Annotated in this window: 3 protein-coding genes; all 3 read left to right on the plus strand. The window is 59.0% G+C overall.

Annotation, left to right across the window (positions count from 1 at the left end; translation table 11 throughout):
* Positions 1–189: 189 nt before the first annotated feature.
* The 3 genes from II896_00195 (at position 190) to gap (ending at position 18459) form a co-directional block, all read left to right on the plus strand.
* Positions 190–10263 carry a starch-binding protein gene (locus II896_00195; protein MBQ4443065.1) on the plus strand — a complete coding sequence of 3358 codons (10074 nt, stop codon included), beginning with the start codon at positions 190–192 and terminating at the stop codon, positions 10261–10263.
* 419 nt (positions 10264–10682) lie between these two features.
* Complete coding sequence (locus II896_00200) at positions 10683–17189, plus strand: hypothetical protein (GenBank protein MBQ4443066.1); 6507 nt, start codon at positions 10683–10685, stop codon at positions 17187–17189.
* Positions 17190–17391: 202 nt separating this feature from the next.
* Entirely contained in the window at positions 17392–18459 is a 1068-nt protein-coding gene (gene gap, locus II896_00205) for a type I glyceraldehyde-3-phosphate dehydrogenase (protein MBQ4443067.1), read from the plus strand.
* Positions 18460–18783: the final 324 nt, after the last annotated feature.

Consider the following 18783-nt stretch of genomic DNA (forward strand, 5'->3'; position numbering starts at 1 on the left):
CGTCGAGGACGCCAAAGGGCGCAAAGACAAAGTAGCCGAACGGCCACCCCATATTATACGGCGTATTGAATTGACATTTTGGATAAAATGATAGTACGATATAGAATATATAAATAAAGAAGCCGTGGGCGAGCGCGCCCGTGCAAGCGGCTTCGCATCAATCGAAATCCTCGAAAGGAGAATTGCAAAATGAACCGAACTATGAGAATGACCGAAGTGACGTATTTGGTCTTGGCTGCCGTGGTCGTGCTGGCCGTGGTAGGCTTGGCCGTCTTCGGCGCTATGGCAGTCAAAGCCACGGCGTCGGCCGAGCCCGAACACGTACATAGCTTCACTTACGAAGTCGTCAACAAGAACGGGTTGGATTATATCTACGCGACTTGTTCGGGCGACGATTGCCCGTTGCCGAACCATCAAGCCGGTGCGATGCTGAGCAGCAAAACTGTCATCACCTACACGGGCAGTCCGGTCAATCCGTTGCAGTGGTACTACAACGCCGACTTTTTGGACAAGACCGGCATCGATGTCACGACCTTCGACCCCGTCTATACGGGCACGTCGAACGGCGGCGTGGCGTACGGCCCTTCCACGACCGCGCCGACCGACGCGGGCGACTACGTGGGCACGGTGACCGTGACCATCGACGGCAACGACTACGCGCTGTCGAGAGCCTTTACGGTCAATAAAACGGACGTGTCGCTGACGACGAATCCGACCTGTCCCACGTACAACGGCACCGAACAGCCGATCTTCACCGACCCGGTCGCCGGCTGCCAAGCGACTTTCACGTATATGTACAGGTCCAAAGTGGGCGACGCATGGGGCGCATGGACGGACGGATACATTGCGGGAATCCCCACCGAAACGAATTGTATTCCGTATCAGGTCCAGTTCAAGATCATACCGACGGGCGACGACGCCGGCAACTACAACGTAACTACTACCTATTCGTATAATGTCGGCGTCAAGCAGGCGTCGTATGGCGTTTACAATGGCAGTGCCAGCGGCGACAACAAGCGGAATTTGCAGTTCTATTTGGACGGCGTGTCCACGACCGTTGCGCCTTTGGACAGCGGCAGCAACTGGAACAGATATTATCCCGCCGGCTTCGCGTACGACGGCAACGCGCACACGTTCGAAGCGAAAATCACGGGCGTGGGCGACGAAGTGATCACGGTAATATCCATTACGAGAACCGATGCGGGAAGAAACGCGTCTACGATTGTAGCCGGGAATTATGCCGCAGAAGGAAGCGACTATCAAAACTATTATTTGTCGCAAGGCGTCAACAGTTCGTTCGGCATCAATATACTCAAAGCCGACTACGATATGTCGGGTGTGGTGTACGACACCGAAAAAGAGTACAACGGCGAAATGCAATTCCTGACCGTCGGCAATCTACCCGTTGGCTTGGACGGCGTAGCCGTGACCGCCTCTTGCTCGGGCAATCCCGCGACCTATCCTTCGAACGGGGAGCAGCTGTGGACGGTGACCTTCGCCACCACCAGCACCAACTATAACGTGCCCGCCGCCGTCAACAAGAACTTCTCCATCGTCAAAAAGAACGTGACGGTCTCCGTCGGCGACGTGGGGTACTACGACGGCACCGCCAAACTGCCCCTCGTCACCTTTACGGGTACCGAGGAGGGAGAGGAAGCCGCTGTCGCGCTCGTTGACAATACGCAGGACAACGTCAACGCGGGCACTTTCGACGTGACCATCGAGGTGGACGACGACCTCTACACCTTGGTAGCGGGCGAAGGCTACACCGTCACGGCGGGCGTGGGCGCGGCCACCGTCACCATTGCCAAGCGCCCCATCGAAGTCACCCTCACGGGCGCGACCTCGGTCTACGGCGAGGCCATCGCCGTGCCGGCGGTCGAGGTGACGTCCGCTGTGGACGTCGTCGAGGGCGACAACCCTTGGGCGACCACCGCAGCCTACGAGGCGCTCACCGCCACCACTACGGTAGGGGCGGGCAGCGTGGCAGTTCTCCAATCGAGCGACGACAATTATCAAATCACGTTCGTGGGCAATACCTACGCCATTACGCCCAAACCCATCACCGTCACGGCGGACGACAAGTCCTCTCCCTACGGCGATGCCACCGTGGCCTTGACGGCTACCTTGTCTGCGGCGTTGGTGGGTGCCGACCAAGAGGCCGACCTCTTCTACCTTACCAAAGAAGCGGGTACGGACGCGGGCGATTATACCATCGCGGTCGTCCCCTCTAATAACCTCAACTACGATCTTACCGCCGAGGACGGCGTTTACACCATCGTACCTCGCGCCATCACCGTCACCATCGAGGACAAGACCTCGACCTACGGCGACAACCGCGTGCCCCTGACGGCCGGCGTCACCGAGGGCACTCTCGCGGTGGGTGACGCAGCGCCCTATACGCTTTCTTGCGCCGCCACCGAGACCTATATCTACTTCAGCGACGCGCAGGGTTGGGGCTATCCCATATACGCCTACGCCTGGTCGGACGATCCCGCCGTGGGCAGCAACGCCGCTTGGCCCGGCATGGAATGCACCTGGCTCGAAAAGAACGAGTATTTCGAGGACGTCTACTATTACGACCTCGGCGACAAAGGTTACACCAAGATCATCTTCTCGTCCAACGGCAGACAAACGCAGGACGTCGTGCTGTCCGCCGCCTACAACGCCTACTACAGCACCAACGTGGCGGACGGCCTCGGGCATTACGCGGCCGAGGGCTACCTGCACGCCTTTACCAAAGCGGCATCGAACGCGGGCGAGTACGCCATCGAGGGTACCGCCACCGACGACAACTACGCCGTGACCTTCGTCACGGGCACCTACGTGGTAGCGCCCCGCCAAGTGACCGTGTCGGGCATCGAGGTTACCGGTCGTGCCTACGACGGCACCGCCGAGGCCACTTTGGACTACACCTCGCTCCAAATCGAGGGCGTTCTCAAGGGCGACGAACTCACCGTCACCGCCACGGGTACTTTCGACAGCAAGAACGTGGGCGTAGACAAGACCGTGTCCATCACGGATTACGTCTTCGGCGGCACGTCGGCCGCCAACTATGCCGTGAAGAACGACAGCCAAACCCTCGCCACCGCCACCATCACGGCGTTGGAAATCGTGGTTGCGGGCATCGAGGCCGAGGATAAGACCTACGACGGCACCACCGCCGCCACCCTCGATTATACGGGCGTGACCTTGGACGGCGGGCTCGACGGGGACGACCTCGCGGTCACCGCCACGGGCACCTTCAACAGCAAGAACGTGGGCGAGGACAAGGCCGTAGCCATCTCCGGCCTCACCCTCGTGGGTGCGGACGCGGTCAACTACTATCTGGCCGCCGAGGGGCAACAGACCGCTTCCGTGGCCACCATCGCCCAACAGGCCATCGTGGTGTCGGGCGTCCAAGACGCTTCCACGCGGTATCCCTATTTCAAAAAGTCCTACGACGGCACGACCAACGTCGAAAGCCTGTATTTCGTTACGAGCGACGCCGTACTTGACGGCAAAGCGGACGGCGACGATTTGACCGTTACGGTCACGGGCACGTTAGAAGACAAATACCCCGGCGAAAACAAGACCGCGGCCATTTTGTTGCAATTGAGTGGCGCCGACGTAGCCAACTACTACCTTGCCGCCGAGGGACAGCAGACCACGGTCACCGGCCTTATCGTCAACAAAAAGACGCTCATTCCGAGTGTGAGCGGCTTGACTGCCGAGGGCGCAAGGAAAGTATATAACGGTTCGATTTATCAGACGTTTGCGGGGTCCGATTTCACGGGGATAGGCTGGTTCAGCGGCAGTGCACCCGTCGCGGGCGACGACGTCTATATCGAGAGCGTCACCGCCAAGGTCGGCAAGAACGTCGGCTCTCATCAAATCGTGGTCAATACTTCCGAGAACCCCGGTTGTATCGTATTGGGCGGCGCGGACAAGGATTATTACAACATTGCCACCCGCAATACGCAATACGGCAGTTTCTACGTCATCTATGCGACCGTCGTCGCCAGAAACTTGATCGTGACGGGGCTTACCGCGGGGGATAAGAACTACGACGGTACGATATATGCGCAAATCAATATTTCGGGCGCCGCGCTCACGGGCGTCATCGAGGGGGACGACGTCAGCCTCGTAAACGGCGGCACGTCGGGCACTTTCGCGGATGCTTCTGCGGGCGAAGACAAATTGGTCACCGTTTCGGGCTTCACCCTCGAGGGCGAGGCTGCCGGCAACTACGTCATCGCCTCGTGCCGAGCCACCGCGACCATCCACCCCAAGCAAGTGACGGTTGCGGGCATCGAGGCTGCGGATAAGACCTACGACGGCACCACCGCCGCCACCCTTAGTTACGAGGGCGTCACCCTGACGGGCAAAGTAGGCGAGGACGAACTCACCGTCACCGCCACGGGCACCTTCGCGGACAAGAACGCCGCCGAGGGCAAGACGGTCACCATTTCGGACATCACCTTCGGCGGTGCTGCGGCCTCTAACTATGTCGTCAAGTCCAACAGTCAGACCTCTGCAACCGCCACCATCAACCAAAGAGAAGTTGAGATCGAGTGGGGCAACGACGCGTTGACTTACAACGGCGTGGCGCAACAACCCACGGCAACGGTTGCCAATGCGGTGGAAGGCGACGTCGTCACGATTACGGTCAGCGGTGCGCAAACCGATTATAGCGCGGACGCCTATACCGCCACGGTGACCGCCGTGGACGACGCCAACTACAAGTTGCCCGCCTCCGTTACGCACGAATATACCATCGCGCAATTCGAGGTGGAACTCGTTTGGAATAACGACGCGTTGACCTACGACGGTACCGCGCAACAACCCATCGCCACCGTCGGCAACAAACCCGCCGAGGGCGAGGCCGTGACCGTGACCGTTGAGGGCGCGGCGACGGATTACAGCGCGGAAGCGTACGTCGCTACGGCGACCGCGTTGAGCAGCGACAACTACAAGTTGCCCGCTTCTGCCACGCACGCGTTCACCATTGCCCAATTCGAGGTGGAACTCGTTTGGGCGAACGACGCGTTGACCTACAACGCTTCGCAACAAAAACCCATCGCCACCGTCGGCAACAAACCCGCCAACGGCGAGGCCGTGACCGTGACCGTAGAGGGCGCGGCGACGAATTACAGCGCGGAAGCGTACGTCGCTACGGCGACCGCGTTGAGTAGCGACAACTACAAGTTGCCTGCCGACGTCACGCACGAGTTCACGATCGCGCGCAAGACGGTTGTCGTCACGTACAAAGAAACGGGGCCGATGAGTTTTACCTACGGCGATCAAGGCAGTTACAACGTCTCCAACGTCGGCGGAGCGTCGCAAAACTTGGTCAATAACGTCACGGCGACGGGGCAGTATTATTGCACGCAACTCGATATGATTGCGGATATTCAAGCGCAAAACGTCGAAACGGGCGAGATAGTACCCGGCAACGGTTTCCGTTATTACACGCCCGTCGGCACCTATCATTTCCTCGTTACGGCCAGGAATGTCGCGCTTGCCGACAACTACGAGATCGTCGGCGCCGTCAACGACGACGATCGCGCCATTATCACCATCAATCCCGCGACGATTACCAATATCTCCATCTCCGATATAGCCACACCCACGTATGACGGCAGCAATACCGCCGTCGCCACCGTCACGGCTACGGCTACCGTGCAACGTCCGTTTGAAAACCAAGCCTCTCTGGCCTTCGTTTACAGCGCGACCGATAGCGGCGAATATACGGCGGCAATTCCGCAGTTCGTCACGGCGGGTGACTACACGGTGTATTACAAGGTTTCGGCAGACAATCACAATACCGCTACCGGTACGTTTACGGTAACGGTCGCCAAGAGAACGGTCGAACTCGTCACGTATTTTAACGATGACGCTACGCAAACCGCTACTTCCTATATGGGTGCGGCGCAGACCTTCCACGCGATCGTGGCCAATCCGGCCAAAGCCGACGGCGTCAATGACGACGACGTGACCGTCACGCTTTCACTGAATGGCGGTACCGCCGCAGGCGAATACGCGGTGACGTTGAGCATTGCCAACGACAACTATGCGTTCGACAACGGCGCGGCCGCCAAGGACGTGGTCTTCTCCATCGCCAAGGCCACCTACGCCGTGACCTTCGAAGACCTCACCGTCACCTACGACGGCACCGCGAAGTCCGTCTATACGAGCGAATTGAGCGAGGAAATTACGGTCGAGTACGCGGGCAACGGTCAAATCAACGCGGGCGAGTACGTCGTGACCGCCCACTTCACCGTGAGCGACAACTACAATCCCATCGCTGATAAGACGGCCACCTTGACCATCAACAAGGCCACGGTCAGTATGTCTTCGGTGACGTTCAACGACGTGAGTTACACCTACAACAACACCGAACGCACCGTTACGATAGGCGGCTCCGTACCCGCCATCGTGCGCGTAACGTACACCAATAACACGCGTACCAACGCAGGCTCGCAAGTGGCGACGGCCTCTTTCGAGGTCATCGAAGGTGCCGACAACTACAACCCCATCGCGGATATGACCGCCACCTTGACCATCAACAAAGCCAACTACAATATGTATGGCATCGAGTATCCCAACCAGGTCAAGACCTACAACGGCGAGACGCAATATCCCGACACCAAGGGCAAAGTTGCTTTGCCTACGGGTTTGGACGGCGTACAACTGACGGCTTCTTTCTCGAGCGGCGTGACCAACGTGTCCGAGGGCAACAAGGCCATCACCGTGACCTTCGTTACCGAGAGCGCCAACTACAATGCGCCCGCCTCTCGCACGGTAAATTTGCAACTCTACGCCAAGCACGTGACGGTGGTCTGGTCGAATAGCGAGCTCGTCTTCAACGGGCAGAACCAAGCGCCCACGGCCGTCGTAGAGGATGAATTGTGCGGGGACGACGCCCTCAACGTCGTTGTGCGCGGCGAACAAATGAATTACAGCGCCAATGCCTACACCGCTACCGCCTACCTGTACAACTTGGATAATACGCCCAATACCAACTATAGTGCCGGCAGCACGGGGACGTGCAGTTTCACCATCGCCAAGCGCGTGGTCGAGTACTACGTCACCTTGGACGGCGCGGAAGTCTCCGAGGATAATATTCACGCTACCTACGGCGTCAACTACGATACGGGTGCCTACGTCAATGGGGCGACCGTTTACGGCCATTCGATGGACGCGGTGGTGACCAACAGCGTAGGCGCGGGTGCTCGATTGGACCACGGCGGCGACTACTACAAGACGAATGCGGGCACCTATTCCGTCCGTTTTGTTCTGGCGGGCGGCGCTGCCGCCAACTATCAATTCGCGGACGGTACTACCGAACGCGAGGTGACTTGGTACGTCGATCCTTTGACCGTCAACGTGACCTTGGCGGGCAATACCATCACCTATGGTGATGAGGTTACTTGGCCTTATGCCACTACCAATGTTCCGTGGACGACGTTGGCCGTGGATGCGGACAGCGTGTACGAGGTTGTGTGCGCGGCGGCGGATATCGTCAATGCAGGCGAGCGTCCCAATGCGGGCACCTATCCCATCACCGTGGTAGACAAACACAACCCAAACTTCACGGTCAACGTCACCAATACGGCGAACCTCGTCATCAACAAGCGCAACATTTCCGTGAGTTTCGTGGGCGAGTCCAAGACCTTTACCTATGGTGACGCGGACGCTTGGGAGACCGTGAAAGCATACTACGTGGACAACGATATGCAACTGGAGGTCGTCGGCGAGGATGACGCCGCGCTGGTCGAGGAAGACGGCGGCATCGCCGACTTCGTCTACCTTGCCTTCTATACGTACAACGCCCAAGAGCAAAGCACCGTGCAAGGCAATTTAGAGGCGGAATATCTCTATGCGGGCACCTATAGATTGGTGGTGAACGACGCGAACAACGGCGACAACTACAAAGTGGACTACTTGGTCGTGCAGGGCGCTATCGTCGTCGAACAAGCGACGCTTGCGGTGAGCGTAGATGTTCCGGGCAAGACTTACGACGGCGTCGCGCTGCCCACTGTCAACTTCTTGTACAACTACGTGACCGTGACCGGTTTTGTCGGCAACGACGCGGTCGGCTCCGGCGAATTTGTCGGTTATAATCTCATTGAAAATCACTATGCTTTCAAGTACGCTTCCGCCGAGGGCAGAGCGTGGGACGCCGTTCCCGAGGAAGAGTGGACGAGCGTTGCGCCCGCCAATGCGGAGCAATACTACGTGCTGGTCGCAATCAGTGGGCTTTGTAACTACGCCGATACTGTGGCTGTCGGCACCGTCACCATCGAGCGTCGCACCGTCAACATCGTGCCCGTCTACGGTCAAGGCAAGGTCTACGGCGAAGAGGACGGCACGCTCGTCTACGAGGTGCTCAACGTCGTCGTGGGCGAGCAGGTCGTGCTTACGGGCAGTCTGGCGTACGAAGGCGACGGTGGCGCAGGCGTACACGCCTTCACGATGGGCACTTTGGCGTTGACCGAGGACGAAGTTAACGTCAACTATGTGCTTTCGCTGTCCGCCGAGGTGTACACCATCACCAAGGCGACCTTCGAGGGCGAAATTCGCTTCGAGGATGCGACCTACGTCTACGATGGCACCGCAAAGTCCCTCGCCGTCGAGGCCGAGTTGAACGACGAGATCACCGTGTCGTACGAGAATAACGATCAAGTGAACGCGGGCGAGTACGTCGTGACCGCCCACTTCATCGTGAGCGCCAACTACAACGCCATCGCGGACGTCACGGCCACCCTTACCATCAACAAGGCCGTCTACGATATGACGGGCGTGTCCTTTGCGGACGTTGTGACCGTCTACGACGGCAATGCGCACACGATCACCGTGACGGGCGAACTGCCCGCGGGCGTGACGGTAGCGTACGCCGACAACAGCCTCGTCAACGTGGGCACTACCACCGCCACGGCGACCTTCCAAGGCGATTACGACAATTACGAAAGCGTCGCTTCTATGCTGGCCACCCTCACCGTCAGCAAAGCCACCTACGATATGTCTTCGGTGGTCTTCGCGGATGTCACGGCCACCTACGACGGCGCGGCCCATACGGCCACCGTATCGGGCGACCTGCCCGCGGGCGTCACCGTGACCTACATCAACAACAGCCTCATCAACGCGGGCGCTGTGGAGGCCATCGCCATCTTCCAAGGCGACTACGCCAACTACAAGGCCATCACGGATATGACCGCCACCGTCACCGTGCGCAAGGCGCGTATCGACATAGGTGCGTTCAACGACGGCACCTTCGTCTACGACGGCAGCGAGAAGGCCATCACGATGGGCGAGTTGCCCGAGGTCGTCGCCGTATCCTACGAGGGCAATGGCGTCAAAAACGTGGGTACGTATGTGGTTATTGCGCACTTCATCGTGGGTGCCAACTACGAGTCCATCGCGGACAAGACGGCCACCATCACCATCACCAAGGCCACCTACGATATGACGGGCGTCACCTTCGCGGACGTAGTGGCCGCCTATGACGGCGCGGCCCATACGGCCACCGTAGCGGGCGAATTGCCCGAGGGCGTGACGGTCGCGTACGAGAACAATAGCCTCACCAAAGTGGGCGTCTTGACCGCCAAAGCGATCTTCAGCGGTGATTACGACAACTACAACGCCATCGCCGATATGACGGCTACCATCACCGTCACCGAGGCGGCGCCCACCCAAAACGAGGACGGCTCCAAGACCTACGAGAAAGAGGTCGACCAAAAACAAGCGGCTTCCGAGGGCGTGGACATGACCGCCATCTTCGACGACGCGGCCAAGGACGACAGCACCGAGAAAGAAGTCAAACTGTCCGTGGGTACGACCGAGATCGTCTTCGACGCGGCGGCCATCGCGGCCATCGCGGGCAAGGACGTCAAGTTGCAGGTCAACGTCATTATGCCCGACGAGAACGACGCCGAAGAGAATGCCGAGATGACCTTGGATATCACCTTGACGGGCGCCACCTTCGAGCAAGGCAAAGTGACCGTCACCGCCGCTTTCGACAAAGCCGCGCCCAAGGGCATGGTCAGCAAGGTGTACTACGTGGATGCGGACGGCAATCGCACGGATATGAACGCCACCTTCTCGGACGGCAAAGTCGTCTTCGAGACCAATCACTTCTCGCGCTACATCGTCGTGTTCGAGAAAGCAGGGTTGTCGGGTGGTGCCGTAGCGGGCATCGTCATCGCCTGCGTGGTCTTCGCGGCACTCGTCGCCGTGGGCGTCATCTTCTTGCTTCGCAAGAAAAAGAGCGCGGCGAAATAGTAACGCTCCATCCGATTAAACGTGCGGCACCCTTCGGGGTGCCGTATCTTTTTTGCCGAGCGGCGAAAAACGCATCGGCCGGCGGCGGATTTTCCTCGCGCCAAGAACGACCGAGCGAATATTCCGCGTTATTCTCGCGTTTCGGCAAGGGCGGCTCTTTTCTGCGTGCGTATTGGCTTTCGCGTAGGGCGCAGGCGCAAATAACGGGGGTACGTACGGTGGCAATTCGCGCCAAAACGGGCGCAAATCGCGCTCGGTAATCTCCTTTTGCGTCCCCTCGCGCTTCGGTGTTCGGCGCGGAATGCGGCGGTTGGTGAAAAATGGCTATTGACAAAGGCGGCGCATTTGCTGTATCATATATACTGTACTTCTATACTTAGGCGTACCCGCGCATTTTTGCGCGTATATGTGGAGGCAGTATGAAAAAAAGATTTTTATTCGCAATAACGATTGTCCTGTTCATCGTGACGACGGCGGTTGCGCTTACGGCTTGCCGTAAGAAACCCACGGAGCCGACGGTCAAGACCATTTACGACGTGTCTTTGGGTACGATGGCGGTAGGCACAGCTATCGAGAAGGCCGTGCAGGTCGAGGGCGCCGAAAACGTCTATTTGTCGTTCACGTTCGTCGTGGATAAGGGCGCGGATACCTACAACGAGGTGTACGAATTGGCGGCCTTGCTCGACTTGGACGACGACCGCAACTGCGCGCTGTCTTTCAAGAATTATACGGATATCGAGAATATCATTTCCACCGAGGTCTACTACAAAAACGGCGTCTTGTATCTCAACAAGCAACCCGCCGTGGATCGTGCCGCCGTACAGGGCGTATCGTTGTCGCAAATCGCCTCCACCCTTGCGACTTCTACCGTGAGCGGCCAAGTCGGTACGGTACTGCAACTCCTGCCCGCCTTGGGCGACCGCGTCTTTTCGGCGTGCGAGCGCACCCAAGAGGGTGACAAGACCACCTACGCCTTCACGGTGGATTACAGCCAAATCGGCACGACCGTCGGGTACCTCGTGTCCCAGACGGGGTTGCTCAACGCGGCGGAAATGACTAAGCTTTTGGGGCTTGACGACGTCGCCGAAGGGGGTAGCACCCAGTTGGTCTTTGTGACGCAAAACGTGGAGAACGTGGGCGAAGTGTTCGTCTCGGCCGATTGCCGCACCACCCGTGGGGGCGTCGCCACCGCCAAAACCGTGCAGTCCTTCAGTTGCAAAGTGCTGTCGGACGCCGCCGTGGCACAGCCGCAATATCAGGTGGCCATGCCCGACAATTTGTCTTCGTTCGGGTACGCGCACCCCGCCAATCTCAACCTGTTGGGCACCGTGACCATGGACGTCAGCAGCGCCTCCCGCGCCGCGTATCTCGGGGCGCAACCCCTCACCCTTTCTCTGTCCAACTACCGTTATCAATGGGATTTCAGTCTGCAGAGCAACGTGGACGCCTTGGGCAAGTGGACGGCGAACCTCGTCTTCACCAACCAAGCGGACCGTTCGCGCCGCGTGGGGCTCTATTTCGCCGACCAAACCCTCTATCTCGACCTCTCTTCGCTGTCCTTGGGCAGTTGGCAGCTTCCCGCCGCCAAAGTGCAGGAGATTGCCGCCGAGTTGGGCAGAGGTCGCGCCGCCCAAACTCTGACGCCCCAAAATTACCGCGACATCATTTTCGACCTTTTGGTGGATAGGGTAGAGGAGAGCGAAAAGGTCACCTATACCCTCAAGGCCGATTCCATCGTCAAGTTGTACAACGCCATCGAGGAGACCTTGACCGAGGGCGCGTTGTGCACCTTGCCTCCCGTGGCCGCGGACGGTGCGTCCGTGGTCGTGGACACCCAAAACAACGCCTTCCGCACCCTGACCGTATCGGCCTCCGTGTGGGGCTCCACCGTCACGGTGGTCGCGTCCAATCCCTCGGTGGGCAAGCCCGTCAACGTGGTCGCGCCCGAGTGGGTGGCGACGTGCGTCAATCCGCTTACGGCCGCCACTATCACGCCCACCGCGCGCGGTATCGTGCGCTCGTACACCGCCGCCGGCGGCAACACCGCGTTGGTGGAAGCGTTGCTTCGCTCGGTGTCCGACGAGGACGTGGATTTGGGAGATAAAGAAATCTACTATTACAATTTCGCCGCCACTTTGGCGGGTAGCGGCAAGATAAACGCGTTTTCGGTGGACTTCGACACCGACCACAACGAGCGCGTGTGCTCGCTCTACTATCACGCGGATTCGCCCGACGAGTTGTTCGTCATTATGCCTACCGTCGGCACGGAGACCCAAGTGGTCGCCTTGACCGTCAAGAACGAAATGCGCTACGTGGACTTCGTCCGCGCCGTCAACGGCAATATCGAGATCCGCGAGGACCTTGCCGAGTGCACCCTGTCCAACACGCAGTCCTCCTTGTCGTTTACTTGGAGCAACGCGGGGTTGAAGGCGCTCCTTGCCAAAGCCGCCGCTTTCCTCACGGCCCCGACCGTCACCACCGTACCCAACGACTTGGGCTTGCAGGCCTTGCGCCTTACCTTGGGCGGCGATAGAGCCTTGCGCTTGGCGTTCGCGGCCGACCGCTTCATCGAGTTCGGGATGGACGCTTTGTCCATCGGGGACGCGGATTTGTCCCTGACGACCTCGCTGAAACACAACGCCGTATCCTATTTCGATCAATACAATTTGCCGCAGTCCGTCGCGGTGACCATCGGCGACGGTAGCGCCGCGCCGCGCAAGCTCAACGTGGCGCTTGCCGACTTCGGCACCGATTGGACCTTCGCGCACGAGCCCGCCTTGGGCAGCGGCAAGCAGTTGGTCACCGCCACCGGCGTGGTGTTCGGCCAAGAGGTGGATTTGAGTTTCGAGGTGGATTGCACTTGCCCCTCCGAAGTGACCGTGCTGGACGTGCCCACCTACGCCGCGCATCTCGAGGACAAGACCTTTACCTTTGCCCGTTACAGCGAAACGGTATCGCCCGTGGACGTGGTCGGTGCGTACCGCACCGTCAAGGTGGTCGTGGGCAGTAACCCCGCGCGGGAGTTGCCCTTGTCTTGGTTGCACAACGGCGAAGAGATCGCCGAGGCCGATTGGTCTACGCCCGACAGGAGGGAAGGCAATCAATCCGAGTTCGTCATTTTGCCCGCCGTCAAAAACTTCTTCGGGCGCATGGTGGCGTTGGACGCCGCCGGCACGACGAATTTGGCGGGGCAATACGTCCTGCGGTTGGAGGGCGCCCGCATCGCCAACGTCAAGAACGCAGGGGAGTATATGACCTTGCAAACGTACGGCGCCAATTACGATCCCTTCGATCCCGCCACCTACGATAGCGCCGAATTGGTGTTCCAGACCGACCTCGGCATCGTGGTGGACGGCGTGAGCAAGTGGGAATGGGATATAGATTCCATTCGCAACAGATCGCACGCCGAGGGCGGCATACACAACGGCGGCGCGTTGTACGACACCGCAGGCTTGCGCCAGGCCATGAAGGAAAAACTGTACGCGTTGAGCGGCAAGTACGCCGTCAACGTCAACGTCTACAACACGTTGGGCGTGGTGGAGAACAGCATTACGGTCACCGTGCGCGTGGGCTCCTACGTCATCAAAGAGGTGACCTTCGAGCAGTTGGCGGACGGCGTGGCGTACACCAAAGAAACGGGCGACTATATGGGACGCTTCGCGGTGGCGACGCGCACCCTTAGCGACGTGCCCTACAACTTCGCCTTCGCCAAGGTGGCGGTCGTCACGTTCGACAACGGCACGACCCAACGCTTCGACGCGCGCGATTGGACCACTTCGCCTTTGGCCGCCGTCTTTATGTTCCAATCCTATCAAGGTGACGTCAAATTGACTTTGGGTGACCAAGCGGGCGGACGACAGACCCTCTCCCTGCACTACGACGTGGCGGCCGAGCCCGTGGACGGCGTGGCCGTTTGGGGCTACAAGAACGGCGTCAAAACCGAGATAGAAGGAAGTCTTGTGGAGGCGACCGCGGCGACCAAGCAGTTGAGCTTCACCTTCGAGCACCTCAATCCCTACGACTACGTTATGCCCGCCGGTTTGGCGGTGCACTATCAGCTCGGCACGCAGTACGTCGAGCACGCCTTCGCCTTCGAGGGGTGGAACGCCAACGCGTTGTGGCACAATAATACCCCCTACGTTACCACGGAAAACGTGTACAACGTGGCGGTGACCATCACGATGTCCTTCGACAACAAGTTCGTTTCGGGCGAGTGGTATTTCGCCGGTATGGTGGAGGATGCGGACGGCTTGTACGTCTTCGACGCCGAGGAGGGCAACTTCGTCTTGTACAACAACAGCGTGCCCGCGCATCGCAATTTGACGCGCTATAGCCGCGTGGCAACGCCTTCCGTCGTGCACCAAAAGAGCAAATCGGGCGCCTACGTCTACTACGGCGGCAGTTATGTGCCCTACGAGGACGGCAACCCCGACCACAGCACCTTGGATCGCTACACCTACGATACCATTCTCGCCGTGCCCTACGTGTATGAGGAGAACGAACTCGGCGATTACGTATATTTGAACGGCGTGCACGTTCTGTACGACGCCGAGAAACACCAAGGGCAAAAGCGCTATGCCCGAGCGGGCACCGTCAACGTGTTCTATCGCAAAGGCACGGACGGATTGGAGCGATTGGTGCTCGATCCCAACAAGGTGGACTACACCTGCACCGAGGCCTATCCCGCGTTGGTGGTCGTGACCTTTGAGGACGGCACCAAGGCCGTGTTGCCCGCCGTGTGGGATTTGTCGGCGTTGGCCACGGTCAGCCCCGAAGAGGACTATACCGAAACGGTCGGCCTATCCATTCCCATGGCGCAATTCTTGGCGGACGTCTATATGCGTATCGAGTCCACCAAGCCCAAATACACTTACTATCAAGTGGCCGTAGACGGCGAGTCGGGCGAGCCTATTCTGGACGCGGACGGCTTCTATACGGACGGCCGTAGCGAGGTGACGCTCACTTTGTTGGGCACGGATGCGGACGGCAGGCTGGTCGTCAACGACCTCACTTCCGAGAAGCGTCTCCACGACGTCATCTGCGGCTGTGACCAAGAGGGTTGCAAAGGGCATCTCTACTTTGACTACGGCGATTCCACCACGGCCAACGCGCGCTTTGCCGTGACCGAGTGGAAGCGGCTCAACGCCATTGCCGAGGGGTTGCGCCAAGCGGCCGCGGAGCGTCCCGACGTGCCGTTGCAAGAGTTGTCCTACCAAGTGACGGTCATTGCCGTGGCGCACAATATCGAGATAGAGGTGGTCGTCCACGTGCAAGCCTCCAATATGAGCGACGTGGCGTACACCGCGGCGGGTATGCCGTTGGTGGCCAGTTCCATGTCCTCGGCGGGCGCGACGGTGTACAGCATGGCGGCGGACGGCACCGCCCTTACGGTGGATCCGTACGTGGCGGATATCTTCAACGCGGACAATTACCCCAAGGAGTTGCAATTCAATTTGGGCGGCGTGGTCGGCAAGGCCTACGTGGACGGGTGGGATTTGTCCGCTCTCAAGGGCGTAATGCCGTACGAAGGCGCTACGGCTACCGTCTATGCGCAAATCAATACCGCCTTCGGGCCTGTGCGCGTGGCTGCGCCTTTGACCGTCAAACGGCGCAAGATCCAGTCGGTGACGATAGACGGCTCGACGGGCTTCTTCCTGTGCGTCAACGCGATGAGCGCCCAGCCCTTCGGCTCGGAGATCGTCGAGGAAGCCGGCCGCACCATCGCGCTCAAGACGGTGGACGTCAGGTTCGAAAACGACGACTTGGCCTATCACATGACCATGCGCTACGATATTACCGACTACGTCGCGCCCTATTCGGCGGCTACGCTCAACGAGAACGCGACCGTGTACGTGGGCAACGCGGCGGGCGGCTATCAAGCCATAGCGGGCTATCGAGTGCTCACCAACGACAATTATATAATGCGCGTACGCGTGCCCATGGACGATCCCGCCTACGATTTGCTCAAAGCCTACCTCAAGGACGGCGAGGGCAATTGGGACGGCGTGATATTCGCGGTGGGCGCTTCGGACAACGGCACGTTCGTCACCTTCGACGACTCCGCGGCCGCCAACGAGGCGTGGCGCGCGTTGACCACCGCCAACCGTCGGCTCGTGTTGAGTTGCGGCTATATGGATGAGACCAACGCCTTGCATACCACCGACTATACGGCTGCTTTGGGCGAGCCCGACGACGTGGGCGTGGGCTACAAGTGGGAGCGCGCCACTATGCAGGGCAAGGCGGTGTTGCGCCTCTCGGTGTGGAACACCGTGTCCGCGGGCGCCGAGCACCTCTCCACCGTGCAGTACGTCAGCACGGGCACCGACCGTTACGTCAGCCTGACGCGCTCGATGCTGAGTCTGGCGGGCGTGGACGGCGAGAGCATCACCGAGGCCTATGATCGCGCGTTCACCGTAGGTGACCTCTTGGCGGCGCATACGCTTGGCGTGGTGGGCGAATTGTTCGCCGTGGGCGACCTCTCGTCGGCCGTCTACGCGGCTGAGGACGCGACCTATTCGAATCCGTTGCCTTTGGATACCGTCATGACCGTCGGCAATTACGTGTGGCATATCGCCATCGGCGAGCACACGCATTACACGGGCGCGGTGGATATCGCCGTCACCATCACCACCCGCGCGTTGACGTCGGTGGAGATCCGCGTCATCGACAACGTGAAACTCAATGACAACAGCGTATTGCTGTCGGGCTATACCTATCAACTTTCGTCGGGTTCGGTCTTGGACGTGAGCGCCCGAGACAACGCCACCGCCATCGGCGTAGCCTACTACGACAGTGAGGACAATCTCCTCTCCAGCAACCCCTATCTGCCGGGCACGTACACTGTCAAATTCGTCACGGCGGACGCGGGTTATCGCGTGGATTTGGGCGGCGGCGCGGACAGCTTCGTGCTGACGATAGTGAAATAAGCGGGCGTTTTGCCCGCTCGGCAAATTTCTTCGCAACGCACGGGCGAACCGCTTCCCGCACAAGTTCGGGTCGTTTGAAGGTATTATGCAAAAAAACACTTGCCAATATCGGCGGTTTGGTGTACAATGTAGGTGATTTGAAAGGCGCGTGCCTTCCAAGCATAAGCAAGAAAAAATTTATATCTAAATGGAGGATATTTTTATGGCAAAGAACGTAAGAGTCGCTATCAATGGTTTCGGCAGAATCGGTCGTTTGGCTTTCCGTCAAATGTTCGGTGCGGAGGGTTACGAAGTCGTCGCTATCAACGACCTCACCAGCCCCAAGATGCTCGCGCATCTGTTGAAATATGACACCGCTCAGGGCAACTACGTCCGCATGGGTCACACCGTGACCTACAAAGACGCCGTGTTGGCCGAAGACGGCAAGACCGTCGTCACCCCCGGTTCCATCACCGTGGACGGCAAAGAGATCACCATCTACGCGATGGCCAAAGCCAACGAGCTTCCCTGGAAAGAGTTGGATATCGACGTCGTGTTGGAGTGCACCGGTTTCTACACCAGCAAGGCCAAATCGCAAGCCCACATCGACGCGGGCGCCAAGAAGGTCGTCATTTCCGCTCCCGCCGGCAACGACTTGCCCACCATCGTCTACAACGTCAACCACGACAAGCTCACCGCCGAGGACAACATCATCTCGGCCGCCAGCTGCACCACCAACTGCTTGGCTCCCATGGCCAAAGCCCTCAACGATTTCGCGCCCATCCAAAGCGGTATCATGACCACCGTGCACGCCTACACCGGTGACCAAATGATCTTGGACGGTCCCCAACGCAAAGGTGACCTCCGTCGTAGCCGCGCGGGTGCGCAAAACATCGTGCCCAACTCCACCGGCGCCGCCAAAGCCATCGGCTTGGTCATCCCCGAGTTGAACGGCAAACTCATCGGTTCCGCCCAGCGCGTGCCCACCCCCACCGGTTCCACCACCATCTTGGTCGCCGTCGTGAAGGGCAAAGACATCACCAAAGAGGGCATCAACGCCGCTATGAAGGCCGCTTCCAACGAGAGCTTCGGCTACAACACCGACGAGATCGTCTCCTCTGACGTCATCGGTATGACCTACGGCAGCTTGTTCGACGCCACCCAAACCATGGTCGCCAAGATCGACGACGACACCTATCAAGTGCAAGTCGTGTCCTGGTACGACAACGAGAACAGCTACACCAGCCAAATGGTGCGCACCATCAAGTACTTCAGCAACTTCCTGAAATAATCAAACTCGTACAAAAGACAAAGCCCGTCCTTCCCCCGAAGGGCGGGTTATTTTTTTCCCTCTACGGCGTCGATCCATCGCCGCGCGCCGTCCGGTCCGTAGGGGGTTTGAATTCCCTCTGTCGCCAACAAAAAAAGGACGCCGTTGAAGTGAACCCCATTTAGGACACTCAACAAAAAAGGCCCTACGAATACTTCCTATGGTACAATTGCCATAGGAGGTATTTTTATATGGCTAGTAAAGGACAAAAGTTTAACAAATACACAGTTGAGTTTAGACAAATGGTAGTTCAGCGATATCTAAACAATGATGGCACGCCTACTA

It is taken from the genome of Clostridia bacterium, from assembly GCA_017394805.1.
Lineage (GTDB): Bacteria > Bacillota > Clostridia > Christensenellales > CAG-1252 > RUG14300.